Raw genomic sequence first — 25,237 nt, 5'->3', positions numbered from 1 at the left:
TTTACCATCCCTCCTTAATATTTTTTGTTATTTGAACTAATGAAGGAAGAATTTTGTCTTTCTCTGAAAGAATTGGATTTTTAATAGGCCAATCAATATTCACACTTGTATCATTCCAGATTAATCCGCCTTCATCAGATGGGTCATAGAAATCCGTGCATTTATATTGGAAATCAGCACTATCACTTAACACGCAAAAGCCGTGAGCAAAACCGGGCGGGATGTAAAACTGAATTTTATTATCTCCGGTTAACATAATCGCTTCATACTGCCCAAATGTTGCTGAATCAGGACGGAGATCAAGCGCGACATCGAAAACTTCCCCTTGGGTAACGGTTACCAATTTTCCCTGGGGTTTTGTTTTCTGGAAATGGAGTCCTCTGAGCACGCCTCCTGCTGAACGAGAGCGGTTATCCTGAACAAATTCTTCTTTAATGCCCACTTCTTTGTAGCGTTTTACATGAAATGTCTCATAGAAGAAACCACGTTCATCACCGAAAACTCGGGGTTCAATTACCAGCACACCTTCCAGCTTTGTTTTTATAACATTCATGATGAAATGGACTCTTATTTGACAAGATTTAACAAGTAGTTACCGTAACCAGTTTTAGATAAAGAGTCACCAATAGACTTGATCGTTTCTTTATCTAACCATCCCTGGTTGTATGCAATTTCTTCGAGGCACGCAATTTTAAAGCCCTGCCGTTTTTCGACAGTTTGCACGAATTGTGATGCCTCAAGTAACGAGTCATGCGTACCTGTATCCAGCCAGGCAAAACCACGACCTAGCTGCTCAACTCTCAGTTCACCCATCTCAAGATATTTTTGGTTAACACTTGTTATTTCAAGCTCGCCCCTCTCTGAAGGCTTTACTTTCTTAGCAATGTCAACTACACGGTTATCATAGAAATAAAGACCGGTAACAGCCCAATTTGATTTGGGCGCTTTTGGTTTCTCTTCTATGGAGATTGCATTAAAATCTTTATCAAATTCAACGACCCCAAAACGTTCCGGATCCATAACTTTGTAACCAAAGACCGTCGCACCATTAAGATTTTCGACTGCGTGCTTAAGTTGTTTACCAAAAGACTGACCAAAGAAAATATTATCACCTAGTACCAGGCAAACACTATCTTCACCGATGAAATCTTCACCCAAAATGAATGCTTGAGCGAGCCCATCTGGAGAGGGTTGAACCTGATATTGTAAATTGATACCAAACTGATTACCGTTGCCAAGAATACGTTTGAAGCTTGCCTGATCTTCCGGTGTAGTAATCAATAAAATGTCGCGAATACCAGCAAGCATCAGCACCGACAGTGGATAATAAATCATTGGTTTGTCATAAATAGGTAACAACTGCTTAGACGTACCTAATGTAATCGGATGCAAACGCGAACCGGAACCTCCCGCAAGAATAATGCCTTTCATTATTTATTATCTCCATATTGTTTTGAAAGCCATGAAGCATATGCTCCACTTTTAACATTATTTACCCACGATTCATTTGATAAATACCACATAACTGTTTTACGAATACCACTCTCGAAAGTTTCTTGAGGATGCCAACCTAGTGCATTGCCAATTTTAGTTGCATCAATAGCATAACGACGATCGTGCCCAGGCCGATCTTTAACATAAGTTATCTGATCACGATATGAACCTTCTTTCGGCACTATTTCATCCAGCAAATCACAAATGGTATGGACCACATCGAGGTTTTGCTTTTCGTTATGGCCGCCAATATTGTACGTCTCCCCCGGTTTCCCTTGAGTGACTACGGTATATAGTGCACGCGCATGATCTTCTACATACAGCCAGTCACGAATCTGATCGCCCTTGCCGTAAATAGGCAGTGCTTTACCGTCCAGCGCATTCAGGATGACCAGCGGGATCAGCTTTTCCGGGAAGTGGTATGGGCCGTAGTTGTTTGAACAGTTGGTGACAATGGTCGGGAAACCGTAGGTACGCAGCCAGGCGCGAACCAGATGGTCGCTGGATGCTTTCGACGCTGAATATGGGCTGCTAGGTGCATACGCGGTAGTTTCCGTAAAGAGTGGCAGCTCAGTTGATGCCGGATGCTCATCAGGATGCGGTAAATCACCATACACTTCGTCGGTAGAGATGTGATGGAAACGAAACGCTTTCTTCGCCTGCTCATCCAACATTGACCAGTACGCGCGAGCGGCTTCCAGCAGCACATAAGTGCCGACGATATTCGTTTCAATAAACGCGGCCGGGCCGGTAATTGAACGATCGACGTGACTTTCAGCAGCCAGATGCATTACCGCATCCGGTTTATGCTTTGCGAAGATACGTTCCAAGGCGTCTTTGTCGCAAATGTCCGCATGTTCAAAAGCATATCGTTCGCTGTCACTGACTTCACTAAGCGACTCAAGGTTGCCGGCATAAGTCAGCTTATCCACATTGACGACGTCGTCCTGGGTATTCTTAATAATATGTCGTACAACCGCTGAGCCGATAAAGCCGGCTCCACCCGTCACAAGAATTTTCACGTTATCTATTCCGCCTGTTGGAAATGTCTGGATACTGGCGCTCTGAAATCCGATCGTTTATTAACGCTTTCAGAAATTAAGCACGCTACCGCCCCTGGCTTGAAAGCTACCAGTGCACTGAGCGATGTTTGATTAAATGATTTTTCTTGTCTGGATACAGACAAAAAACTGGCGTTAATTGTCGTCCTAAATGGCATCAGAAACAAGCACAAATCGTTACAAATTTGTCGAGATTTAAATCAGATAACTCTCTGTTATCACTCAAATTAATAACAAAAAGCGGTAGCCCGCATTCTGGTTATGTTACAACACCAAAATACCGACTACCGCTTATATAAAGTGAAAAGATGTGAATCAGTCGTTAGCCAGCAACTTCTCAATCCGGCTTCTGAACTTCTGACCTTCCTTCAGGTTACGCAGGCCATACTTCACAAATGCCTGCATATAGCCCAGTTTCTTACCGCAGTCGTAACTGTCACCGGTCATCAGCATCGCATCAACAGACTGCTTCTTAGCCAGTTCAGCAATCGCATCGGTCAACTGGATGCGGTCCCAGGCACCCGGCTCGGTTTTTTCCAGCTCGGCCCAGATATCCGCGTTGAGAACATAACGGCCGACGGCCATCAGGTCAGAATCCAGCGTCTGCGGCTGATCCGGTTTCTCGATAAACTCAACGATACGGCTCACCTGCCCTTCCGTTTCCAGCGCTTCTTTAGTCTGGATAACAGAGTACTCGGAGAGATCGCCTTTCATGCGCTTAGCAAGTACCTGGCTACGGCCCGTTTCGTTGAAGCGCGCCACCATTGCCGCAAGGTTGTAACGCAGCGGATCGGCAGATGCGCTGTCGATAATGATATCCGGCAGTACAACGATGAACGGGTTGTCACCCACGACCGGGCGTGCGCAAAGAATGGAGTGGCCCAGACCCAGCGGCTGCGCCTGACGCACGTTCATGATAGTTACGCCAGGAGGACAGATAGACTGCACTTCAGCCAGCAGCTGGCGTTTTACGCGCTGCTCAAGCAACGCTTCGAGTTCGTAAGAGGTGTCGAAGTGGTTTTCTACCGCATTCTTGGAGGAGTGCGTAACCAGGACGATTTCTTTGATCCCTGCAGCAACAATTTCATCGACAATGTATTGAATCATCGGTTTGTCGACAATCGGCAGCATCTCTTTAGGAATGGCTTTTGTGGCTGGCAACATATGCATGCCCAGGCCTGCTACCGGAATGACTGCTTTCAAATTAATCATTATTTCTTCCACCTTAAAATGGTTGACGAATTATAGCTCTTTAACCTGTTTTCGCCAGCATGATTTGCCGTGATTCTTATATGATGTTAGGGGACCACATCACAAAAAACAGTAGTTGTAATCTGAATAGATCGCGTTTCTGTGCCAGGAATAGTCGCAAAAAAAGACAATTGTCGATTATCTGTGCGGGAGCGCAAAATTCAGCCGCTCCGTATTCACCACCTGCTGGTCCACGCGGTCAATATCCACGGAGCTCTGCCCTTTCTCATTCACAGCCTTGATGTTCGCCAGCGACAGTAAGGTCTCATCTTTAGCCATAAACTTGCCTCGGACATCCTTACGCAGGTCGAAATTCATCTTCAGCGCCGGGCCGACGGCAGCTTCCTGCATCACGTTGATATTACGCAAGAAGAGGTGCTGCGGTTTGTTGTGCAACTCAAGCGTAGCCCGCTGCATCTCAACGTTGGTGATGGCCACAAAGGAGGTGGCGTTGCCGGAGGAAATTTGTATTCCGCGCAGTTTGTACGCAAGCTGGCGATTATCCAGGCGAATGTCGTTCAGCTTAAAGTTCTGAGGTATCGAGAGATAGTCGCCCTTTATTACACCGTAGCCGATCAGCATGCCGGCACTATTGACCATATCGACATTATCAATAATGAAATTATCACAGCCATAAATGGCTACCGTGGCGTTGTCTATTCCCGCCTTCTTGCTGAAGTCAGGAGTGATATTCTTGGCCTTAATATTGCGAATAATAAAGTGCTTACCGTTTTCGACGTGGACTAACTGACGACAGTTGCTGCCGGTGATATTTGCCACCACGAAGTTCTTCACGGTTTGCCTTTCCGGATAATCGTTGTCGTAGGTGCTGCCGGCGAGACCAATGCCGATGCCCCAGTTGATCTTGCCGTTCGTACAGTTAATGTTGTCAATCACATGATCGGAGATCAGGATGTTACGGTCATTAATGGCGACGTTCCACTCAATCGCGTCGCCCTGGAGATGGCTGAATTTACTGTTAGTGATGCGCGCGCCATCTATCTGATTATGGAATCCCTGGCGCAGGATGGCGTAGTTCGCCTGGCTTACGCTGATGTTATCAATCAGCAGGTTGCGCATGACGCGCGGCTTTTTGCCGCCAATGTAGATCTGCGTCACCGGTCCAAAGCCGCTCATTGCCAGCCCTTTAATCACACAGTCTGAACCGCGAATGTCCAGCGTAATGTTCTCCGTGCGGCCGTCACCTTCACCAATCACTTTACTGCCTTCCTGCAGCACGAAGCGTCCGCGACCATTGCCCGTTAACGCACCGCGGATCAGCAGCGTTTTACCGTCAGGAATGAAAATGCCCGTATTGATGTTTTTACAGGTGAGCCCGGCAGGGACAACAACGGTGTCGCCTTCGTTAAACGCCTGCTTAAAGGCGGCGATCCAGTCGTTGTTATTGTACTGGTTAACAGAGACCGTCTTTCCGGTTGCCGCCCGCGCAATGCGGGACGACAGCAGCGGCGTAGCCGCCAGGACGGATAAAGAAGAGACAAAGGTGCGTCGGGTAATCTTTTTCAGCATACAACCTCGGCGTTACAACGTTTGCAGCAGGCTCGCTAACTGGCGATTAATCACCTGCTGGTTAAAATCTGCTTCAACTTTTTGTCGGGCGTTGTGGATAACAGGCTCCAGCGCCTGTTGGTCGATGCCGCTAAATTCGGCTAAACGATCCGCAAGGGCCATCGCATTATTCTCCGGTACCAGCCAGCCGGAGTAATCAGACTTGATTAACTCCGGGATCCCGCTGTGCAGGGTCGACACCACCGGAATACCGACGGCCATCGCCTCCATTAACGCAACCGGGATCCCCTCCATATCGCCATCGGCGCCGGTCACGGAAGGCAGCAGGAATACATCCGCCTCATCCAGCATGGCCTTCACCTCGTGGCTTGGCTTAAAACCTGGCATCTCCACGTAATCTTCCAGCTGATACTGTTCGATAAGCGTGCGAAGACGACGCTCCCACGGGCCAATACCGAGAATGCGATAGCGGAAATCCACACCGCGCGCTCGCAGCTGGCGGCAGGCTTCGATGGCGACGTGCAGACCTTTTTTCTCCGTCAGACGCGCAACAGAGATTATCTGCAGCGGTTTTCCCGGCACCTTGACCGGGCGGCGGGTAAAGCGCTCTAAATCCACGCCCATACGCGAAACGGTGATTTTTTCCTGCGGACAGCCCATGTTTTTCAGACGCCCGGCCCACAGGTCGCTGATGGGCAGCATCATGTCGCCACGGCGGAAAAGCTGCTGATACTCCGGCGTGTAGTGGTTCAATACTTCGCGGCTGGAGATGTCGATACCGTGGAAGATGGTCGCAATCTTACCGTCAATCACCCCCAGCTCACGCAGTTTGGCGGCGGTCACGCCCGCCGGGCCAAAGTGAGCAATAAACACATCGGCGCGGTACGGCTGCGCCGTTTGACCACAAATGGCGGACAGGATCAGGTTGCGAGATTCCGCGCCATAGCGGGAAATATTCAGCGCGCGCCAGGTCGACGCACGATGGATCCCGCGTAAGGTCTGGCTGGCCCGGTGGCGCAGCTTATTTACTCTTCCTGAGGGCTCGTCCTGCAGCCAGCGGGTTTTCGCCTCCAGTCCATACTGCGTATACGCCGCATGGGTATTTTGTGTATCGCCCTTTTGCAGGGCGATGATCTCCACGTCGTATCCCATATCGATAAACGCGGTGATTTGGTTCAGCACAAAGGTTTCAGACGACAGCGGAAATTTCAGTAAGAAGAAACCAACCTTCATTTCCCCTCCCGGACGCGGTCGAGCACCGATTTCACCATCCCAATTCCCTTCTCGCGCTCGGCTTTCACCGCGACGGCCAGGCGTTCATTGATGGCAGGCAGTTGCCCCAGGGTATCGCCCACCATCGCGCCAAGCGAACCATCCAGCAGATGACGAATATCAACGGCCATTTCAGGCATGCCAAGCTGCTGCATAATGCCGGCTGACTTGTGCTCGTAGTTAATCGCAATGGCCGGCGTGCCAAAGTTCATCGAAATGATCGCCGAGTGCAGACGCGTGCCCACGGTGAGGTCACAGGCTGAGAGCAATTTGCCCATCTCGAGGTCGTTCAGTTCGTCCATCACCACGTGATAACGGGACGGATCGTTTACCAGGTTGCGCAGGCTCAGCGCCACCATGCGGTCATCTTTGTTATAGCTGTCGATGCCGGTACAGGTTGAAAGCGCCAGCACCTGGTATCCGCTGTCCAGCACACGGTTAACCACGTCAGCAAACGCTTTCTCATACGCCGCCTGGGTGGTGCCTAAACGTTTATCAAACGGTGCAAGTTCGCGCAGGGTGATGGCGACCGTTTTCTGTTTCCCCGCCACGTCCAGCCAGTGCTGCACTGCGTAGCTCGCCTGGAAACTGTCGTCCTGATGATCCACCAGCCAGGCGGTGTCCACCCCGTGTTCCACTTTAGAGGTGTCAATCTCGCTGCGTTTCATCATATCGAGGCTTACCGACTCACGCAGGATCAGGGCATCGCAGTGGCCGAAGACATAGTTTGCCAGCTGGTTAAACTGCGGATCCTGGAACGGCCCGACGCTGTGACCAATCATAAACAGCGGTTTTTTCGCCATGAATGTGCAAAGTGCGTGCTCAAACTGCGGCACACCGTAAAGATCGACGAAGAACGATCCGCCGACCTGAATAATGGCGTCGTAGCCCGACAGCAGTCGAACGAAATCCGTGAAGCCCTGAGCAATGGCGATGTTACGCAGCTTGCCGGTATCAGTTACACGGGACAGCAACACCTGGTGCTGATAGCGACGGCGCAGAACTTTCTTCACGCGTCCCATTACGCCGGCAGCGTTGTTGTGCTGCTTCATCTGGCTGTAGAGCGGGTCGCCCATTACCGGGCGGTTCAATAACCAGGAAGAGCTGACCGGATAACGGCTCATCACGTCCACTTCAGTCTCAGGCTTAAGGGTGTTAATCGCATCCAATAAACCGCGCAGAATGGCGCTGTCGCCACGGTTGCCGCAGGTATGGTTGCCAAGAATAAGTAATTTCATAATGGCCTCTTAAATAACTAGCCTGCGCGAAGCAGCGTTTTCATTTTTTCGTTACGGCAAAACTGGCGCTTCATCTCCACCACCAGCGCATTACGTGACAGCACAATCATCACGCCAAACGCCAGTGCACCTGCTGCGACCTGTATTGCCAGCATGGCCGCGAGCGGCAGATGGCCAGTGAGCACGATGCCCAGTCCATAGCTCACCACAAGGGTAGGCAGTGACAGATAAAACGGCAGCCACAGGCTCAGAATGTACTGCCGGTAGCTGGAGCCCAGCACCGGCTTGATCATCACGAAGTAGCTCAGAACGGTGTTGATGATCTGCACCAGCAGAAAACCCAGCGTGACCCCAATGGCGCCGGCCATATGCCCACCGACGATAATCGCCGGAATAAACAGGAACGTTTTAAACACGTTGAATTTGAAGCTGATATCAACCCGCGCTTTAGCCATCAGCAGTGAGCCAATCGGGTTGCCAACGGATCGCAGCAGCCCCACCACGCACAGTAACTGCAGGATCGGGATAATGCTGTTCCACTTCTCGCCAAACACCAGCGGCACGAAGTTGCTCGAGACCACCATCAGCCCCAGCAAAACCGGGAAATTGATAATGCCCACCACAGAGAGCAGCTTGTAAAAATTGACGCGCAGCTTCTCGGTGTCATCCTGAATTTTGGCGAACGCCGGGAACAGTACGCGGGTGATAATCGGGTTGAGCTTCATTGGTGGTACTACCGCGACGTTGTACGCCAGGTTGTACCCCCCCGCGACGCTCGCCCCGAGGATGCGTGCCAGCACCAGCGTAGAGAGATTGGTATTGACATAGTTGATGATGCTGTCGGCGGTGAGCCACGCACCAAAACGCAGGTTGGATGACACCGAAGCGAGAGAGAAATGCAGCCCAGGACGGTAAATCTTGCGACCAAAGTAGCCGAACAGCAGCGTACGCACGGCAGAGTTAACCAGATACCCGAGGATAGCGGTCATGGCCAGCGGCCAGAAATGGGCGCTGACCACGGTAAAGGTAAATCCTGCGAGAACGGCGCTGGTCTCGATCATCCCAATCTTGTTGAATTCCAGCTCTTTCTGCATCAGCGCGCGGAACTGTTGCCCGTGCGGGATCACCACAAAAGCAAACGAGAGCGTACGCATCAGCGGTGCCAGATCGGGGTTGTGCAGCACGCTGGCGATGGTATCGCTCAACAGGAACACCAGCACGAAAACGAACACCCCCAACCCAACGTTCAGCCAGTAGAGCGTGGTCAGTTCCAGATGGCTGATCTCTTTGCGCTGGATAATCGAGTTAGCAATGCCGAAGTCAGACAACGTATCGGCCAGCGCGATAATCACCAGCGAGACGGTCAGCAGACCGAACTGGTGGTTATCGATAATGCGCGCCAGCACCGTCATCTGCACCAGGCCGAGGCCAATGATGACAATGGTCGCCATCGCTGACCATTTGGCGCCGCTGATGGTTTTTTCACGTAAGCTCATCTTAGTACGCCGCTTTGTTCACGAAACCTTTGAAGATGGTCAGAAAGACGATCTTGATATCGAACCAGAGGCTCCATTCACGGATGTACTCCAGGTCGAATTCGATGCGTTTTTCCATTTTTTCAAGCGTGTCGGTCTCGCCGCGCCAGCCGTTGATCTGCGCCCAGCCGGTAATGCCTGGCTTCACTTTATGGCGCAACATGTAACCTTCAATCAGCGAGCGGTACTGTTCGTTGTGAGCCACGGCATGGGGACGGGGTCCGACAATCGACATGCCACCGGTAAATACGTTGATAAACTGCGGCAGCTCATCCAGCGAGGTACGGCGCAGGAAGTTCCCCACCCGCGTAACACGAGGATCGTTCTGCGTCGCCTGGGTCACGACCTTGTCGTTCTCCATCACCTTCATTGAGCGGAATTTCCACACCATGATAGGCTTACCGTCCATGCCGTAGCGGGTCTGACGGAAGATAACCGGGCCCGGGGAGCTCAGCTTCACCGCCAGAGCAATGCAGCACAGCACCGGGGAGATCAGCAGTAAGATCAGTGAAGAGAGCACGATATCTTCCAGGCGCTTGAGCACGCGGTTGATACCCGACAGCGGGGTGTCATACAGCGGCACGACCGGCACGCCGTTCACTTCTTCAATACGGGAGTGGAGGATGTTAAAGGTAAAGACGTCCGGGATCAGGATCACCGAACAGGTGGTATCGGCCAGTTCACGCATCAGTTTCTTAATGCGGGATTCATCTTTCATCTGCATCGCGATGTAGACGTTATGAATTTTGCCGGCTTTCGCGTCCTCAATAAGCTGTTCGTAATTACCGGCCCAGTCTGAAGGCACGCCGCCAGGCTTCGCGTCGTGATAAATCCCGACCACTTCAAAACCTAACCATGGCTCTTTGCGGAAGCTATCGAGAAGCACCTTCCCTACCGGCAAATCCCCCGCCACGGCGACAAAGCGACGGTTATAACCGCGGTTACGCAGCCAGCCGGCGCCAAAACGGATCAGGGTGCGGCATACCACCATGCCGACGCTGGTAATCAGGTACCAGCACAGATACGTCACCAGGCGATTATCAAAATCATGGCTGAATGCCACCAGACCTGCGCTGAAGATCAGGCTTAATGTCCAGTTCTGCAGCAACAGCATCAGTTCGGTGGTCATTTTCACACCACGCCACGAACGGTAGAAGTCGGTCATCCCCCCGATCATCTGGAACACAACCAGCGCAATCAGCGCCATGAGCAGATGCATGTAGAAGAAGGATTGCCCGCTTACCCAACTCACCACCCATAATCCGCCGACCATGATGGTGATATCAGAAAAACGCTGCACCATGGAGATTAACGATGCATTCGTTCTCGCTCGTTCGCGTTTTTTTAGATTCGTCATCGTTGTTCCTTTAGTTCAACACCTGCCCCCTCACCCCACATCAGGGTGAGAGGGAAAGCTATTTACTGATTCAACAGCGCCAGAATGTCCTTCGTTCGCGCTTCCATCAGCGCGGTATCCGCGCGGGATTCCACGTTCAGGCGCACCACCGGCTCGGTATTTGAAGAGCGCAGGTTAAAACGCCACTGCGGGAACGCCATGCTGATGCCGTCGGTGCGGTCAATTTCCAGCGCATGGAGGGCAAAATGCTGCTCCACGCGGGCAATGGCCTCGGCCGGCTGCGCCAGTTTGCTGTTGATTTCGCCACTTGCCGGGAAGGCCGCCATGCGGTCGCGTACCAGCTCGCCAAGGGTCTGCCCTTTCAGACACAGCAGCTCGGTCACCAGCAGCCACGGGATCATCCCGCTGTCGCAGTAGGCAAAATCACGGAAATAGTGGTGGGCGCTCATCTCGCCGCCATAAATGGCGTCTTCTTCGCGCATACGCTCTTTGATGAAGGCATGACCGGTTTTGGACATCACCGGCTGGCCGCCCGCGGCGTTCACCACATCCACGGTGTTCCAGGACAGACGCGGATCGTGAATGATCTTCGCGCCCGGGTTCTTCTCGAGGAACGCTTCCGCCAGCAGACCGACAATGTAGTAGCCTTCGATGAACTGGCCTTTTTCGTCGAACAGGAAGCAGCGGTCGAAATCGCCGTCAAAGGCGATACCCATATCGGCACCGTGTTCGATGACCGCGTTACGGGTGTCGTCGCGGCACTCCGGCAGCAGCGGGTTCGGGATACCGTTCGGGAAGTTGCCGTCCGGGGTGTTATGGACCTTAACGAAGGTTACCGGGACGTTCAGGGCCTTAAAGCGGGCTTCGAGCGCATCCACCACCGGGCCGGCCGCGCCGTTACCGGAGTTGATCACCAGCTTCAGCGGTTTCAGGTTTGCAACGTTGATGTAGCCCAGCAGATGGTCGATGTACGCTTTACGCAGGTCGATCTGCTTATAGCTGCCGCGTTTCGCTTCATTCACCGGCGGGAAATCGTTAGCTTCGGCGAGACGCTGCACGTCACGCAGACCGGTATCGCCGCTGATAGGACGCGCGCCCTTGCGCACCAGCTTCATACCGTTGTAGTCCATCGGGTTATGGCTGGCCGTCACTTCGATACCGCCGTCCACGCCGAGGTGGAAGGTGGCAAAGTAAATCTCTTCGGTGCCGGACAAGCCGATATCCAGCACGTCCACTCCCGCATCCTGCAGCCCTTTTGCCAGCGCCAGCTTCAGGGACTCACTGGTCAGGCGCACATCGCCGCCCAGGACAATCGTTTGTGGCTTAAGATATTCGCCGTATGCGCGGCCAATGCGCCACGCAATGTCTTCATTCAGCTCTTCGCCCAGCTTGCCGCGAATATCGTAGGCTTTAAAACAGGTTAATTTTTCCATGATGACCCCTTTTTCAGGCAACAGTTGGCCCGCCCGATTAACAGGCAAATTTGTTTTTATTCATTCGCAGGCCGGATGCGCGAAACGCTATCCGGCTTTAGAGACGGCGCTATACCCGCCCGTAACGGTCCTGGAAACGGACAATATCGTCTTCTTCCAGGTACGAACCGGAGCGCACTTCAATTAAGTCGAGAGGAATTTTCCCCGGGTTTTCCAGACAGTGCGTGGCTCCCAGCGGAATATAGATTGACTCGTTTTCGCCCAGCAGTTTCACTTCGCCATCAATCGTGACTTTGGCGGTACCCGCCACCACGACCCAGTGCTCGGCACGGTGGTGGTGCATCTGTACCGACAGCCCCTCCCCCGGTTTCACGGTGATGCGTTTCACCTGGTAACGTTCACCGGCATCGATGGAGTCATATTTGCCCCACGGACGATACACTTCGCGGTGGATATGGTGTTCATGGCGACCATCGGCCTTGATCTTCTCCACCACTTTTTTAACGTCCTGCACGGCATTACGGTCAGCAATCAGCACGGCGTCTTTCGTCTGTACGACCACCAGATCCTTCACGCCAACTGTGGTCACCAGACCGGACTCGGCGTAGACATAGCTGTTTTCCGTTTTGTGGCTGATAACATCACCGTGGTGGACGTTACCCTCCGGGGTATGGGCGCTGATCTCCCACAGGGAGGACCAGGAGCCAACATCACTCCAGCCCGCATCCATCGGTACCACAACGGCATCGGCCGTGCGTTCCATTACCGCATAGTCAATTGACTCTTCCGGGCAGGCGAGGAAAGACGCTTCGTCAACACGGATAAAATCGAGATCCGGATCCACTACCGCCATCGCTTTCTCGCAGGCGTCCAGAATATCCGGGCGATATTTGCGCAGCTCTTCCAGGTAGCGGCCAGCGCGGAACAGGAACATCCCGCTGTTCCAGTAATATTCACCGCTGGCCACATACGCCTGCGCGGTTTCCAGATTCGGTTTTTCGACAAACTGCGCCACGTCAAACGCTACGCTGTCGCCTTCGCCCGGGGTCACATTGCCACGACGAATATACCCGTAGCCGGTTTCCGGCAGGTCCGGCACGATGCCGAAAGTCACCAGTTTGCCGTTTTCGGCGTAAGGAATAGCTGCGCGTACCGCCTCGCGGAACGACTCTTCCTGTTGAATAACATGGTCTGCCGCCAGAACCAGCATCAGCGGATCGCAATCCGGGCTGCTGCGTTTGGCCGCCAGCGCCGCCAGCGCAATCGCGGGGGCGGTGTTACGTCCGGCAGGCTCCAGAATGATATTTTCTGTGAGTTTGTTCAGCTGGCGCAGCTGCTCGGCGACAATAAAGCGGTGTTGTTCGTTACAAATCACCACCGGGCTTTCACACTCCACACCCTGCAGGCGGTTAACCGTCGTCTGCAGCATGGTGAGCTCCCCTTTCAGGCAGAGGAACTGTTTTGGATAGAGCACGCGGGACAGCGGCCACAACCGGCTACCAGAGCCACCTGCCATCACAACCGGATACAAAGTGGTTTGACTCATGATTTATCCCCGTATATCTGCAATAAATTGGCTCAGCACGTTCTCTTTCTCGAGCGTGCGTTCGGCATATTCACGTGCCACCGTGTTCGTTTTTGGCATGGCAAGTGCCCGTTCAATGCCAGTGACCAGCGCCGGGACCGATTCCGGTTCCACGCAAACGGCGATCCCCGGATAGCTGTCGCACAGCTGGCCTAATTCTGTTTCGGCTTCCGCCGTGATCACCGCGTTACCGCCCACTGCCAGAATGTTGGTCAGCTTGGACGGCAGCACCGCGTCTGCCGCGCCGCGCTTTTGTACCACCAGATGGCAGTCGCCCATCTTCAGCAACGCAGGCAGTGCCTCGTAAGACTGAAGCGGGAAAAATTTCACGTTCGTCAGGCCGCGCTCGCTGGCCATTTTTTCCAGTCGCGCTTTTCCGCCGCCCTGCCCGACGATGACAAACATCCAGGGTTGATGGCTCAGTTGCTGTGCGGCGTCGATGACGCTCTCCAGCCCCTGCTTCTCGCCGATGTTGCCTGAGTAAAGAATGATTTTTTGGTCGTCAGGCAAACCGAGCTGAGCGCGTAGCGCCTGAGCGTCACTGTCTGTTACGTCGCGAAAACGCGCCACTTCAGACCAGTTGGGGAAAAAGATCACTTTTTCCGCCGGTACGCCCTTCTCCTGCGCTTTGTTCATCATTGAGCGCGAGATGGTCGAGACATAATCCACGTTATGCAGGCCGCTGCGCTCGAAGGCGCTGGCGAGTTTCGCCACCTTCCCGCTCTTACCTTTGCCGGCCATTCCCAGGCCGAGCATGGCGTCCACTTCATAATCCTGAATGTGAAGCAGCGTGCGCGCGCCGGAGAGTTTGCCCAGCAGGCGCATACCTGGGGTGCAGAACAGCGTTGGCACCACACCGATAATGCGATCCGGCTTCCAGCGACGTTGCGCCATCAGCGGGAAGAAACTGCTCAGGGCAAAGCTGCCCAGATGAAGTAACCGCTTCAGCGTTGAAGGCTGTTTCGGCACGTACAGCGGGCAACGCCAGACGGTCGCGGCACCCTCTTCGCGACGGTAGCGCCAGCCTGAATAGCGCTCACCTACTTTCCATTCCGGGTAGTATGGCGGCGCGGTAATGACCCGCACGTCATGTCCCTGGCTCGCCATCCACTCGACCATTTCGCCGGTGTATTTACCGATGCCGGTTAACTCCGGCGAATAGTTGATTCCGTACACCAGAATTTTCATAAGCCCGGCACTCCGGACTGACGATCGGCCAGGAAATAGGCACGACTGTTGTCATGCACATTGTCACTGGCCAGCAACGCCTCTGGCGTCTGCCAGCGGTAGTCGTCATGCTGAGAATCAGGCAGACGCAGGTCTGCCTCACTCACCTTCAGGCGAAAACCGAGCACCACATAGTGCGTGGTGAAACCGGTGCCCGAAAAGTTATCGTCATAGAAGTGCTGCCAGACCCCGTAAAACTGGCCTGCCGCCATCGGCAGTTGCAGGCCCAGTTCCGCCAGAGTGAGACGCTCAAAAGCATTTTCCAGCGTCTCATCCTTCTGCACGCGCCCGCCGGGCACGAACCAAAAGCCCTGTGCAGGACGGTTGGTTCGTTTTCCCAGCAAGAACTCGCCGCGTTCGTTCTCCACCACCAAATCAATTGAGATGAGCGGAGTGGAACGCACTACCGTGGCAAAATCTTCCTGACTTAAAAACATCATTACCCCCGGAAGCGGTGCTGGTTTTCAAGGAACCACTGGTAGGTGCTTGCCAGCCCCTGCTCCAGTGATACCTCGTGATACCAGCCCAGCTGATGCAGACGGGTCACGTCCAGCAGTTTGCGCGGCGTGCCGTCCGGTTTGGTGGCGTCAAAGACCACGCGGCCTTTGTAACCCACCACCTGCGCGATGGTTTGCGCCAGCTCACGAATGGTGCAATCCACGCCAGTACCGACGTTAATGTGCGACAGCATCGGTTCGGTGTTTTCCTGCCACACCTCACGATCCAGCTCCATTACGTGGATGCTGGCAGCCGCCATGTCATCCACATGCAGGAATTCACGCATTGGCGTCCCGCTGCCCCACACCACCACATCCGGTGCATTTTCGGCCGTTGCCTCGTGGAAACGACGCAGCAGCGCCGGGATCACGTGCGAATTGCTCGGGTGGAAGTTGTCATGCGGTCCGTACAGGTTGGTCGGCATCACCGAACGATAGTCGCGGTTATACTGACGGTTGTAGGATTCGCACAGCTTGATCCCGGCAATCTTGGCAATCGCATACGGCTCGTTGGTTGCTTCCAGCGTACCTTGCAGCAGTTCGCTCTCGGCGATCGGCTGCTTCGCCATTTTCGGGTAGATACAGGATGAGCCGAGGAACAACAGCTTATTCACGTTGTGCAGATGCGCTGCGTGAATGATGTTGCTCTCAATCATCATGTTCTCGTAGATGAAATCCGCCGGATACGTGTTGTTGGCAACAATGCCGCCCACTTTCGCCGCCGCCAGATACACTTGGTCAATACGTTCACTGGCGAAGAAGTCCTGTACCGCTTTGCTGTCGAGCAGGTTCAGCTCGTCACGGGTACGGACAATCACATCGACATCACCGCGCTGTTCAAGCTGGCGAACAATCGCGGAACCCACCATTCCGCGATGACCCGCGACAAAAATACGTTGTTTTGTCATTCTCAGGACTCCAGCGCGATGGCAACCTCGTAGCCATGAGACTTGAGCAGGGAGTGTTTTTTCGCTGCTTCAAGATCTTTGGCAACCATCTCGGAAACCATCTCCTGCAGAGTCGTTTCTGGTTTCCAGCCCAGTGTTTCGTGTGCTTTGGTTGGGTCGCCCAGCAGGGTTTCCACTTCAGCAGGACGGAAGTAACGTGGGTCAACCTGTACAATCACGTCGCCCGGTTTCACGCCCGGTGCGTCATGGCCCGTTACGGAAACCACGATGCCTTTCTCTTCCACGCCGGTACCTTCGAAGCGCAGTTTGATACCCAGCTGAGCGGCAGCCATCTCAACGAACTGACGTACGGAGTACTGCACGCCGGTTGCGATAACGAAGTCTTCTGGTTTTTCCTGCTGCAGCATCATCCACTGCATTTTTACGTAGTCTTTGGCATGGCCCCAGTCACGCAGGGAATCCATGTTGCCGAGGTGCAGGCAAGATTCCAGACCCTGTGCGATGTTAGCGATAGCGCGGGTGATTTTACGGGTAACGAAAGTTTCACCACGACGTGGGGATTCGTGGTTGAACAGAATGCCGTTACAGGCATACATGCCGTAGGATTCACGGTAGTTCACGGTGATCCAGTACGCGTACAGTTTCGCCACCGCATACGGAGAACGTGGGTAGAACGGGGTAGTCTCTTTCTGAGGAATTTCCTGCACCAGACCGTACAGCTCAGAGGTGGATGCCTGGTAGAAACGGGTTTTCTTCTCAAGGCCGAGGAAGCGAATCGCTTCCAGCAGACGCAGCGTACCCATTGCGTCAACGTCAGCGGTGTATTCCGGAGATTCGAAGGAGACCGCAACGTGGCTCATCGCGCCCAGGTTGTACACTTCATCCGGCTGCACTTCCTGCAGAATACGGGTCAGGTTGGAAGTATCGGTCAGGTCGCCGTAGTGCAGATGGAATTTCGGGTTCGCCGCATGAGGATCCTGATAAATGTGATCCACACGTTCGGTGTTGAATGAAGAAGCACGACGCTTAATACCGTGTACTTCATAACCTTTTTCCAGCAGCAGTTCTGCCAGGTAAGAACCATCCTGTCCGGTAACGCCGGTGATGAGAGCGACTTTAGACATGTTTATATTCCTCTACTTATGAATTTAATCAGTTTCAACGCGTTCGCGTATCACCACTGCGGGGTTGCCACGGCAAATTTTATTTGCCGGTAGCGATTTAAAAACGCTGCTGCGGGCACCGACTACCGTGCCATCGCCAACAGAAACACCAGGTGCAACAAAAACATCTGTCGCCAGCCAGCATTTTTCGCCAATCACAATCGGAGTGGCGGTAATATCAAAATGCTGACTCATAAAATCGTGACTGCCGGTGCACAAATAACACTTCTGTGAAACCACCGAATTTGCACCAATCGTAATATCGCCAAGGGTATATAACACCGCGTCATCCCCTACCCACGCATAATCCCCAAGCGTTAATTTCCACGGGTAGGTAATTTTTACCGACGGGCGAATGACTACGTTTTTTCCGATTCTTGCGCCAAACAGACGCAATAAAAAAGCTCGCCAGCGGTACAGTATTTGCGGTGACCAGGCAAATAAGGTGGCCTGTACGGCCCACCACAACTGCACTTTAATACCGCTCCCGCCCCGAAAGCCTTTCGGCACGGAGAAACCGTTAAGATCCTGCATTACGTTTCCTTATATTCAGGCTTTGTTATATAAGGTTTTCGTTTTACCCGTGGTACGCAGACGTAATAAATAAGATAATTCCGCCCAGAACCCCGGCACGCCTAATATTTTACGCTGCACATTTCTGGCATCCTGGCACAGTTCCAGATTATTAGACGTTGACACGCCACCCATTGAAAATTCAGATACCAGCCCTTTAATTCGACGGAACGGGTAACCTGATTTATACAGACTGGCAGTCAGCGCATAATCTGAAGAAACTTTATACTGCAGATCGTAAGGCTGTTTTTTCAGACCTTTTACCGGGAAGAAAATGGCCTGATGGCTGGCAGGCAAACTGTGGTAGATATACCAGCCGGGTTTCGCACTGCGGCAAACTTTATGGCCATCGCCAAAATCGAGCAGCGCGTCGCCAATGTACATCGCATCCTCTTTCTGGCGCGCCAGCTGACGGGCAAATAACGCCACATCCTCATGGAATACGTCACCGGAATTCAGGAAGATGGCATAACGGCCTTGCGCCATGTCGATGCCTTTATTCATCGCATCGTAGATGCCTTTATCTTTCTCGCTGATGAAACGTAAGTTGAACTCACCGTTGAGTTTTTCCAGAAACTCCGCCGTACCATCGTTCGAGCCGCCATCGACCACAATCCACTCAAAGGTGAGACTTGGATCGCGCGCCAGGTTGCGCAGCGAGCGCCAGGTTTTTACCACCCCTTCGTAATTACGAAAAGCGACAGTAATGACGCTAAGAAACATAAATCACCTCATTTCGTCATACGTTCGTAATATTAAGCGCTTTGCGCAGAATAAACGGACAGACAATCAAGAAAGCATATTCCGGGCTAAATATTGACCCGGTAAAAAACAACGACACCGGTGTAAACAGATAAAGCTGCACGCGAAAGTTCTGGTTATCACCAAACGCGTTAATCATCATTTTGAAAACTTTAAACAGATACCACAGTGTCAACAGTACGGCGAACCACGAAAAATAGATAATTAACAGATACAGGCCATTGTCTATGGTTTTACCGACATCCGCACCGTTAAAGATTCCGAATGATGCAACATATTCGTAAAGTGAGCCGAATCTTACTACACCATCGATATGGGTTAAGGAATAACCCACCATCACCAGTGGACCAATGATACGATAATAGGATGACGAGCCTTCGGTTCCCAAATCTCCCAGGCGTTCTGAGATGTATGGGAAGGCAAATATCACGCCAACCATAAATACTGTCAGAGAGATAATCGCCAGCGGCAGTTTTTTCTTAATCGCATCTTTGTTCAGGTACTGGAACGCCCACTCCAGCAGGTAAAACAGGATAAATGTCATTACCCCTGAGAACGATCCTGACAGAACAATTCCTGCAAGAATCATAGCATCGGTCTTAGGGGTTTTGATACCAAACTGTTTGATGCTGAGCCAAATTGAGATTAGTGCCAGAGCAAAAAACGCCGGTTCAAAATAGAGGGCTGTCGTACGTTTTCCGCCAAACTTGATGAAGTTCAATACATAGCTGTTACTGTAAATGAGATATTTCGAAATTATCTCCATCAGGCTACTGCCACCGGTCAAAATAATTTGCGCCATTTCCAGTGCGGCAAGCATAACAATTAACGCAACGGCAATATAAAAGAACCTAAGGATTTTCCGATAATTGTGTGGCGAAATAACCTTGAAGCGAATACTCCAGACCATGCCAATAATAATGACGATATAAACAAACAGCATGGTGGAGGTGACGTATTTACTGGCATCCAGAGACTGACCAAAGATGTAGTTAAATAGCGTCAGACCCACGCCCAGCCCTAAGGCCATCATCAGCTTCTTGAGGTTGATTTTGTCGACATACAGCAGAAGCAGAACGGGCAGGAAGGTCACTATGGTTATCGGGAAGCTTTCGCCAAGCTGGGCAATTTTGACGTTGACCAGCAGATAAATCAGCGGCAGCAGCAGATAACTACAGACTCTGATAGAACGAGACATATTCCTCCAGCATCTGTTGTCCACTGTAGGCCTTGCGGCTGCGGTTGCGGAACGATTCCAGGTCGGTGCCAAAAACGGCCTGCGCGATCTGCGCCTTCGGCAGTTGCACCAGGGGCAGCACCTCATGCTCCGCAAACGTGGTCCCGCCCGATTTTTCCAGCACTTCACGTGCCGCATCGCTGTGGGTGGCAATCACCGGCACACCGATGGAGAGCGCTTCGCACAGGATCAGCGGGTAGTTATCCACGCGCGAACTGAATACCAGCGCATCCATCCCATTGAGGGCGCTCATCAGTTTGCGCTTGTCGGTTTCAAACCCGTGATTCACCACGTTAGCCCCTTCGAACGGCGAGAACTTACCGAAGGTGTGCAGTTCAATCTTGTCACCCAGCGCCATCATGTCGCGCACCAGCTGCTGATTGGTTTTGCCGTCGTAACGCAGGTCATGCGCAACGATAGCGATTTTTGGTTTACCCGGGGTTTCTGCAACCGGGGTAAGTTCGGCCAGAATCGCTTCCGTCGCCACGTCGATACCGTTATTGATGATCTGACAGCGCCCTGCCCCATACAGACTGTTAAAGGCATCGGCAACGTGCTGGCTTGGAGAGATAAACGTACAGCCGAGCGAGAGCATGTCGCGGAACAGCTGGCGCTTTCCGGCCACCAGCTGATGGGCACGATCCACTTTCACCGGCGGGTAGTTGCTCAGCGTCGGGCACTTCTGGCAGTTGCTTTTCCAGCCTTCACACCCGTCGGTAAAGGCGCAGCGACCGGTCACGCTCCAGTGATCGTGCAGCGTCCAGACGAAGCGGGTATCCGGTTTGTGGGCCTGCACCTTCTGACAAAACGCCACCACCTCTTCCAGATTCAGCCAGTAGCTGTGTAGCACGTGGAAATGCAGCACAACCGGCCCCTGGGAGCGCGTCACGGTGCGATAAAGGGTGTTAAGATTGCCAAACAGATCGCGGTTAAACAGGCGGAACAAGGCAATGTTGGCCACGGAAGTCAGGCGCGGCGTGTGCTTATGCACCTGCGGGTAGTTATCGTGACTGACGCTTTTCTTACCACCTTTGCCATAACCGTAAATAAAACGAGACTGAAGTCCTTTTTGCAGCGCGCGCTGGTGAAGATCCAGCGCCACACCGGCCGCCCCGCCCTCTGCGAGACGGACGTTAAATTGCAGAATGTTCATTTGATCACCTTCACGCGGGCTTTTTCACCCACCACCAGCGCGTTATCCGGAATACTGTCCAGCACCACGCTGCCTGCGCCTATCGTGACGTTGTTACCAATCGTGATGTCACCAATGATGACCACGTTCGCGCCCAGCTCGACGTTATTGCCAATCACCGGGCAGGCCAGGCTGTCGGGCCCACGGTTACCGATGGTGACCGCGTGGCGAATAGTGAAATCATCACCGGCTACAACGAATTTGTTGATCACCACGGCATAACCGTGATGAATGGTAAAACGGCGACCAATGGTGGCAGCGGCCTGAATTTCATAACCAAAAAAACATTCAGTAATGATGCGGTACAGCACCAGCACCGGTGCCGCCCAGAGATTGTTTAAAACATTTTTCTTGCGCCACACCGAGCAAAAATGCGCGATGCGGTACGCCAGAACCATGCAGCACGGGCGCAGGCTCCAGCTGTTAGCGCGGCAATCTTCCAGAAACATTATTTCCCCCGAAGTCCATCAGCCAGACGCTTGCCGTTACGCACGGACAACAACGTGAGCAGCGTGCGCCAGTTCATGCGCTTATTGCGGATCTGATAGAGGGTAAACAGCTGATACTTCCGGCTGGCACGGTCGAACTTGTCCTTGTGCTTGCGGTAAAAGTGGAAGTAACCAGAGAATTTCTTCGGCGACGAGGTGATTTGCATCTCCCCGTGATTGATATGCAGGATCTGCGTCGCCTCTTCCACCTTCCACGGCTCGCCATACTCCATCACCATGCGCAGGAAGATGTCGTAATCCTGCGCAGCCTTCAGCTCGGTATCGAACAGGCACTCCTTAAAACGCCACGCCCAGGTAAAGACCTGATTACCGATGATGTTGCGTTTATAGAACAGGCGGCGTGAGTAAGGCGATTTCGGGTACAACGGCAGGCTGGCAGGCTGCGAGTAAACTTCACCCTGACAGACATAGTCGTTGGCATACAAAAACGCATGCGTCACCAGCTGTGCTTTGTGCGACAGGAAGATCGACAGACGGTTCGGCGTCCATTCGTCATCGTCGTCGATGCCGGTCAGATACTGGCCTTTAGCCTGCATAATCGCCTGGTTACGCACCGCGCACGCACCGGAGTTAATCTCGTTATGCGTGTAAACCACGCGCGGGTCGTTAAGGTCAGTCACAAACTTTTGCAGCTGTTCGTACGAGGAAGAACAGTCATCAACGATGATCAGTTCCCAGTTATCGTAATCCTGTCGCAGCACAGATTTTATTGCGCGGATCGCCAGCTGCTGACGATTCCATGTCGGCATATAAATAGAAACTAAAGGGCGTTGTGTAGTCATGGTCTTCCCCGAAAGCTAACGATTAGTGACTGTCAGACTTGTATTCGTACTCGTAGTAACCGTAGTCCTGGTAACCGGTCGCACGACGGAAGATGGAGTTCAGGATCACCCCTTTCACTTCAATTCCGTTTTGCTCGAAGCGGCTCAGGCTGGTTTCCACTTCCTTCAGCGTGTTCACCGCGTAACGCGCCACCATCAGCGTGGTGCCGGCATGGCGGCCCACAATGGCGGCATCGGTCACCGCCAGAATCGGTGGGGTATCAATCAACACCAGGTCATAGTTTTTGCTCGCCCACTCCACCAGCTCGCTAAAACGTTCACTCATCAGCAGCTCTGATGGATTCGGCGGCACCTGACCACGCGGAATAAGGTCAAACTTCGGCACCGTCGTCGGTTTTGCACTCTGGCTAATCTCACCTTTGCCCAGCAGGATTTCCGACAGCCCGTTGACGTTATTGGTACCCAGCAGTTCGTGGGTATAGCCCTTACGCATATCACAGTCGATCAGCAGCACCCGTTTATTGGTCTGGCTCACCACCGCCGCCAGGTTGGCACAGACAAAGGTCTTACCAATTGACGGGCTGACACCGGTCAGCATCAGGACGTTGTTTTTGGCCTGCATCATGGCGAAGTGCAGACTGGTACGCAGACTACGAATCGCTTCGATGGCCAGATCGGTTGGGTTACCCACGGCCAGCAGCTGACTTTGTTTGTAACGCTTAACGCCTTTGGTGGTTTTGACGCTGTCACGCGATTTTTGCCACTCCGACAGCGGGATGCTGGCGTAGACGTTGATACCGCTCTCTTCCAGTGCCTGCGGGCTTTCGATTCCACGGTTGAACAGCGAGCGAAGCAGCACGCCAACGATGGAGAGGATAAGACCCAGAATAATGCTGCCGAGAATGATGAGGGCTTTCTTCGGCTTCAGCACCCCAGGCTGGGTGATGGCCGGGTCAACGATGCGCACATCACCAACGGTACTGGCTTCGGTAATTTTCAGCTCCTGCTGTTTATTCAGCAGCTGCATGTACACCTGCTGTCCGGATTCCACATCGCGGGTCAGACGTACGATTTCCTGCTGCGTTTTAGGCATCGCAGTGACGCGGTCGTTGAGTTTCGCCTTCTCTTCTTCCAGCGTGCGGCGTTTCTCGAGCAGCGTACGGTAGGCCGGGTGACGCTTGGTATAAAGCTTGGAAATCTCCGCCTCTTTGAAGGTCAGCTCGTTAAGCTGCGCATCAATGTTAACCATCGAGTCGAGAACGGATTTCGCTTCCAGCGGCAGGTCGACAGAGTCTTTATCCTGACGATAGGCGTTCAGCTTGTTCTCGGCATCATCCAGACGGGCGCGGACTTCCGGAAGCTGTCTGGCGAGGAATGCCAGGCTTTTCGCCGCTTCAGCCGATTTACGCTCAACGTTTTGCTCAAGATAGTTACGGGTGATGCTATTGAGGATGTCGCGGATCTGATCCTTATCTTCACCGGTAAAGGTCATGCTCAGGACACCGGTGTCCTTACCGTTTTCGGTGACGGTCAGGTTGTTCTGCAGATTGTTAATCATTCCCAGCGTGGAGAATTTGGTCACGGTAAATTCACCGCCCTCCTGGGCGTGGATCGCGCTGACCATCATGCTGACACCCTGTTTCGTCAGCATCTGCCCCACTTCACCGCGCGCGCTAAAGCCCGCATCGCTGGTCAACTGGTACTGTTTCGGGCCTAACACCGTCAGGGTAAAGGTCTGATCCGCGCTTCCTTTTGGCAGCACAAAGTCAGTCACTTTGACCGTGTCGTTGCTGCGTCCCATCAGACGGTCCCAGCCAGCACCAAAGATCGGGAAGGTATTTTTGGTGACGGAGATATCAAGGCCGAGGTCGTGAACGGTTTTACCCAGAACCAGGCGCGACTGGATCAGCTGAATTTCCGCATCGGAAGCCGGCGGTTTGTTCGCCAGTGCGGAGCCAATGTCCTGCACCAGCGAGTTACCGGTATTCTGCTCAATCTGCACCAGCGCATCAGCACTGTAGATTGGCGTCGCAAACAGCGTATAGACGACGGCCGCCGCGGCAAACACGGCGGTGATCCCAAGCACCCACCACTTTGCCTCTACGACGGTGCCGACCAGGCGACCAATATCGATTTCATCACTGCCCGAAGTCGGGGCGGCAGAAGGTTTTGTTTTTTCTGTCATTGTTATCCCTGCTGAGCTTTCAGTGCCTGCGCCCACTGACGGGCAGACTGGTCAAGTAAGGTGTATACCGCCTCGAAGGCCTCATGGCTTTTGCGATATGGATCGGGGATTTCGCGTTCATTGTCCCAGTGACCAAACAGCATCACCTTGCCGCGCATCTCCGGTGCGATATCACACAGCGCATGGATATGGCGTTTTTCCATCGTCAGGATCAGGTCATACTCCCGGCACATACGGCCGGTGACCTGACGGGCGATGTGCCCGTCGAGAGAAAGGTTATGATCGCGGGCCACGCTCGTTGCGCGCTCATCGGCACCTTTACCGACCAGCGCACCCAGCCCTGCGGATTCAACGGTCAGTTCGGGCTGGTAGAGTTTCAGCAGCCGTTCAGCCGTGGGGGAACGGCAAATGTTCCCCACGCATACCACCAGAATTTTGTTAAACAT

At 53.0% G+C, this 25,237-nt stretch carries 23 protein-coding genes; all 23 read right to left on the bottom strand.

The window, feature by feature from the left end; translation table 11 throughout:
- Position 1: 1 nt before the first annotated feature.
- On the bottom strand, positions 2-553 hold the full coding sequence (rfbC, locus tag HV157_RS23105) for a dTDP-4-dehydrorhamnose 3,5-epimerase (protein WP_182268979.1): 552 nt from the start codon (positions 551-553) through the stop codon (positions 2-4).
- 14 nt (positions 554-567) lie between these two features.
- Positions 568-1,431, bottom strand: a complete 864-nt coding sequence (gene rfbA, locus HV157_RS23100) for a glucose-1-phosphate thymidylyltransferase RfbA (RefSeq protein ID WP_182268978.1) — start codon at positions 1,429-1,431, stop codon at positions 568-570.
- Positions 1,431-2,516 (bottom strand): dTDP-glucose 4,6-dehydratase, encoded by a 1,086-nt coding sequence (rfbB, locus tag HV157_RS23095; RefSeq protein ID WP_182268977.1) that lies wholly within the window; start codon positions 2,514-2,516, stop codon positions 1,431-1,433. Before rfbB ends, rfbA begins: the two co-directional genes overlap by 1 nt.
- A gap of 354 nt (positions 2,517-2,870) precedes the next feature.
- Entirely contained in the window at positions 2,871-3,767 is an 897-nt protein-coding gene (galF, locus tag HV157_RS23090; protein WP_020883269.1) for a GalU regulator GalF, read from the bottom strand.
- Between the two features lie 177 nt (positions 3,768-3,944).
- A complete protein-coding gene (wcaM, locus tag HV157_RS23085; RefSeq protein ID WP_182268976.1) occupies positions 3,945-5,336 on the bottom strand; it encodes a colanic acid biosynthesis protein WcaM in 1,392 nt (463 codons plus the stop codon).
- 12 nt (positions 5,337-5,348) lie between these two features.
- The gene (wcaL, locus tag HV157_RS23080) at positions 5,349-6,569 is read right to left on the bottom strand and encodes a colanic acid biosynthesis glycosyltransferase WcaL (protein ID WP_149376393.1); all 1,221 of its coding nucleotides are present in this window, start codon (positions 6,567-6,569) and stop codon (positions 5,349-5,351) included.
- Positions 6,566-7,846, bottom strand: a complete 1,281-nt coding sequence (wcaK, locus tag HV157_RS23075; protein WP_182268975.1) for a colanic acid biosynthesis pyruvyl transferase WcaK — start codon at positions 7,844-7,846, stop codon at positions 6,566-6,568. Before wcaK ends, wcaL begins: the two co-directional genes overlap by 4 nt.
- 17 nt (positions 7,847-7,863) lie before the next feature.
- On the bottom strand, positions 7,864-9,342 hold the full coding sequence (wzxC, locus tag HV157_RS23070) for a colanic acid undecaprenyl disphosphate flippase WzxC (protein WP_025203689.1): 1,479 nt from the start codon (positions 9,340-9,342) through the stop codon (positions 7,864-7,866).
- Between the two features lies 1 nt (position 9,343).
- Positions 9,344-10,738, bottom strand: coding sequence for an undecaprenyl-phosphate glucose phosphotransferase (wcaJ, locus tag HV157_RS23065; protein WP_014170813.1), 1,395 nt, complete (start codon positions 10,736-10,738; stop codon positions 9,344-9,346).
- Positions 10,739-10,800: 62 nt separating this feature from the next.
- Positions 10,801-12,171, bottom strand: coding sequence for a colanic acid biosynthesis phosphomannomutase CpsG (gene cpsG / locus HV157_RS23060; protein WP_032680630.1), 1,371 nt, complete (start codon positions 12,169-12,171; stop codon positions 10,801-10,803).
- A gap of 109 nt (positions 12,172-12,280) precedes the next feature.
- A complete protein-coding gene (cpsB, locus tag HV157_RS23055) occupies positions 12,281-13,717 on the bottom strand; it encodes a mannose-1-phosphate guanyltransferase (RefSeq protein ID WP_014170815.1) in 1,437 nt (478 codons plus the stop codon).
- 3 nt (positions 13,718-13,720) lie between these two features.
- Complete coding sequence (gene wcaI / locus HV157_RS23050) at positions 13,721-14,944, bottom strand: colanic acid biosynthesis fucosyltransferase WcaI (RefSeq protein ID WP_025203687.1); 1,224 nt, start codon at positions 14,942-14,944, stop codon at positions 13,721-13,723.
- Positions 14,941-15,420 (bottom strand): GDP-mannose mannosyl hydrolase, encoded by a 480-nt coding sequence (locus HV157_RS23045; protein WP_072126435.1) that lies wholly within the window; start codon positions 15,418-15,420, stop codon positions 14,941-14,943. Before HV157_RS23045 ends, wcaI begins: the two co-directional genes overlap by 4 nt.
- A 2-nt stretch (positions 15,421-15,422) precedes the next feature.
- Entirely contained in the window at positions 15,423-16,388 is a 966-nt protein-coding gene (locus tag HV157_RS23040) for a GDP-L-fucose synthase (protein WP_014170818.1), read from the bottom strand.
- A gap of 2 nt (positions 16,389-16,390) precedes the next feature.
- Positions 16,391-17,512 carry a GDP-mannose 4,6-dehydratase gene (gene gmd, locus HV157_RS23035; RefSeq protein WP_014170819.1) on the bottom strand — a complete coding sequence of 374 codons (1,122 nt, stop codon included), beginning with the start codon at positions 17,510-17,512 and terminating at the stop codon, positions 16,391-16,393.
- Positions 17,513-17,536: 24 nt separating this feature from the next.
- Positions 17,537-18,085: a colanic acid biosynthesis acetyltransferase WcaF gene (wcaF, locus tag HV157_RS23030; protein ID WP_182268974.1), complete on the bottom strand. Its 549-nt coding sequence runs from the start codon at positions 18,083-18,085 to the stop codon at positions 17,537-17,539.
- Positions 18,086-18,100: 15 nt separating this feature from the next.
- Positions 18,101-18,847 (bottom strand): colanic acid biosynthesis glycosyltransferase WcaE, encoded by a 747-nt coding sequence (gene wcaE, locus HV157_RS23025; protein WP_014170821.1) that lies wholly within the window; start codon positions 18,845-18,847, stop codon positions 18,101-18,103.
- Between the two features lie 16 nt (positions 18,848-18,863).
- Complete coding sequence (gene wcaD, locus HV157_RS23020) at positions 18,864-20,084, bottom strand: colanic acid polymerase WcaD (RefSeq protein ID WP_020883262.1); 1,221 nt, start codon at positions 20,082-20,084, stop codon at positions 18,864-18,866.
- On the bottom strand, positions 20,059-21,276 hold the full coding sequence (wcaC, locus tag HV157_RS23015; RefSeq protein ID WP_014170823.1) for a colanic acid biosynthesis glycosyltransferase WcaC: 1,218 nt from the start codon (positions 21,274-21,276) through the stop codon (positions 20,059-20,061). Before wcaC ends, wcaD begins: the two co-directional genes overlap by 26 nt.
- Positions 21,273-21,764 (bottom strand): colanic acid biosynthesis acetyltransferase WcaB, encoded by a 492-nt coding sequence (gene wcaB, locus HV157_RS23010; RefSeq protein ID WP_014170825.1) that lies wholly within the window; start codon positions 21,762-21,764, stop codon positions 21,273-21,275. Before wcaB ends, wcaC begins: the two co-directional genes overlap by 4 nt.
- Positions 21,764-22,606: a colanic acid biosynthesis glycosyltransferase WcaA gene (wcaA, locus tag HV157_RS23005; protein WP_014170826.1), complete on the bottom strand. Its 843-nt coding sequence runs from the start codon at positions 22,604-22,606 to the stop codon at positions 21,764-21,766. Before wcaA ends, wcaB begins: the two co-directional genes overlap by 1 nt.
- A 22-nt stretch (positions 22,607-22,628) precedes the next feature.
- Positions 22,629-24,791, bottom strand: coding sequence for a tyrosine-protein kinase Wzc (wzc, locus tag HV157_RS23000; RefSeq protein WP_182268973.1), 2,163 nt, complete (start codon positions 24,789-24,791; stop codon positions 22,629-22,631).
- A gap of 2 nt (positions 24,792-24,793) precedes the next feature.
- Positions 24,794-25,237 carry a low molecular weight protein-tyrosine-phosphatase Wzb gene (wzb, locus tag HV157_RS22995; RefSeq protein ID WP_014170828.1) on the bottom strand — a complete coding sequence of 148 codons (444 nt, stop codon included), beginning with the start codon at positions 25,235-25,237 and terminating at the stop codon, positions 24,794-24,796.

Source organism: Enterobacter sp. RHBSTW-00318 (assembly GCF_014101375.1).
Lineage (GTDB): Bacteria > Pseudomonadota > Gammaproteobacteria > Enterobacterales > Enterobacteriaceae > Enterobacter > Enterobacter ludwigii.
This window is presented reverse-complemented; position numbering and strand designations above follow the sequence as displayed.

What these genes read in the sequence shown, in the direction of transcription:
- wcaJ (WP_014170813.1), bottom strand. Translation starts at nt 10,738, where the DNA reads ATGACGAATCTAAAAAAACGCGAACGAGCGAGAACGAATGCATCGTTA.
- wcaD (WP_020883262.1), bottom strand. Translation starts at nt 20,084, where the DNA reads ATGTCTCGTTCTATCAGAGTCTGTAGTTATCTGCTGCTGCCGCTGATT.
- wzb (WP_014170828.1), bottom strand. Translation starts at nt 25,237, where the DNA reads ATGTTTAACAAAATTCTGGTGGTATGCGTGGGGAACATTTGCCGTTCC.
- wcaI (WP_025203687.1), bottom strand. Translation starts at nt 14,944, where the DNA reads ATGAAAATTCTGGTGTACGGAATCAACTATTCGCCGGAGTTAACCGGC.
- HV157_RS23040 (WP_014170818.1), bottom strand. Translation starts at nt 16,388, where the DNA reads ATGACAAAACAACGTATTTTTGTCGCGGGTCATCGCGGAATGGTGGGT.
- wcaL (WP_149376393.1), bottom strand. Translation starts at nt 6,569, where the DNA reads ATGAAGGTTGGTTTCTTCTTACTGAAATTTCCGCTGTCGTCTGAAACC.
- HV157_RS23045 (WP_072126435.1), bottom strand. Translation starts at nt 15,420, where the DNA reads ATGTTTTTAAGTCAGGAAGATTTTGCCACGGTAGTGCGTTCCACTCCG.
- wcaC (WP_014170823.1), bottom strand. Translation starts at nt 21,276, where the DNA reads ATGAACATTCTGCAATTTAACGTCCGTCTCGCAGAGGGCGGGGCGGCC.
- wcaA (WP_014170826.1), bottom strand. Translation starts at nt 22,606, where the DNA reads ATGACTACACAACGCCCTTTAGTTTCTATTTATATGCCGACATGGAAT.
- cpsB (WP_014170815.1), bottom strand. Translation starts at nt 13,717, where the DNA reads ATGAGTCAAACCACTTTGTATCCGGTTGTGATGGCAGGTGGCTCTGGT.
- wcaM (WP_182268976.1), bottom strand. Translation starts at nt 5,336, where the DNA reads ATGCTGAAAAAGATTACCCGACGCACCTTTGTCTCTTCTTTATCCGTC.
- wcaF (WP_182268974.1), bottom strand. Translation starts at nt 18,085, where the DNA reads ATGCAGGATCTTAACGGTTTCTCCGTGCCGAAAGGCTTTCGGGGCGGG.
- galF (WP_020883269.1), bottom strand. Translation starts at nt 3,767, where the DNA reads ATGATTAATTTGAAAGCAGTCATTCCGGTAGCAGGCCTGGGCATGCAT.
- gmd (WP_014170819.1), bottom strand. Translation starts at nt 17,512, where the DNA reads ATGTCTAAAGTCGCTCTCATCACCGGCGTTACCGGACAGGATGGTTCT.
- wzxC (WP_025203689.1), bottom strand. Translation starts at nt 9,342, where the DNA reads ATGAGCTTACGTGAAAAAACCATCAGCGGCGCCAAATGGTCAGCGATG.
- wcaK (WP_182268975.1), bottom strand. Translation starts at nt 7,846, where the DNA reads ATGAAATTACTTATTCTTGGCAACCATACCTGCGGCAACCGTGGCGAC.
- cpsG (WP_032680630.1), bottom strand. Translation starts at nt 12,171, where the DNA reads ATGGAAAAATTAACCTGTTTTAAAGCCTACGATATTCGCGGCAAGCTG.
- rfbC (WP_182268979.1), bottom strand. Translation starts at nt 553, where the DNA reads ATGAATGTTATAAAAACAAAGCTGGAAGGTGTGCTGGTAATTGAACCC.
- wzc (WP_182268973.1), bottom strand. Translation starts at nt 24,791, where the DNA reads ATGACAGAAAAAACAAAACCTTCTGCCGCCCCGACTTCGGGCAGTGAT.
- wcaE (WP_014170821.1), bottom strand. Translation starts at nt 18,847, where the DNA reads ATGTTTCTTAGCGTCATTACTGTCGCTTTTCGTAATTACGAAGGGGTG.
- rfbA (WP_182268978.1), bottom strand. Translation starts at nt 1,431, where the DNA reads ATGAAAGGCATTATTCTTGCGGGAGGTTCCGGTTCGCGTTTGCATCCG.
- wcaB (WP_014170825.1), bottom strand. Translation starts at nt 21,764, where the DNA reads ATGTTTCTGGAAGATTGCCGCGCTAACAGCTGGAGCCTGCGCCCGTGC.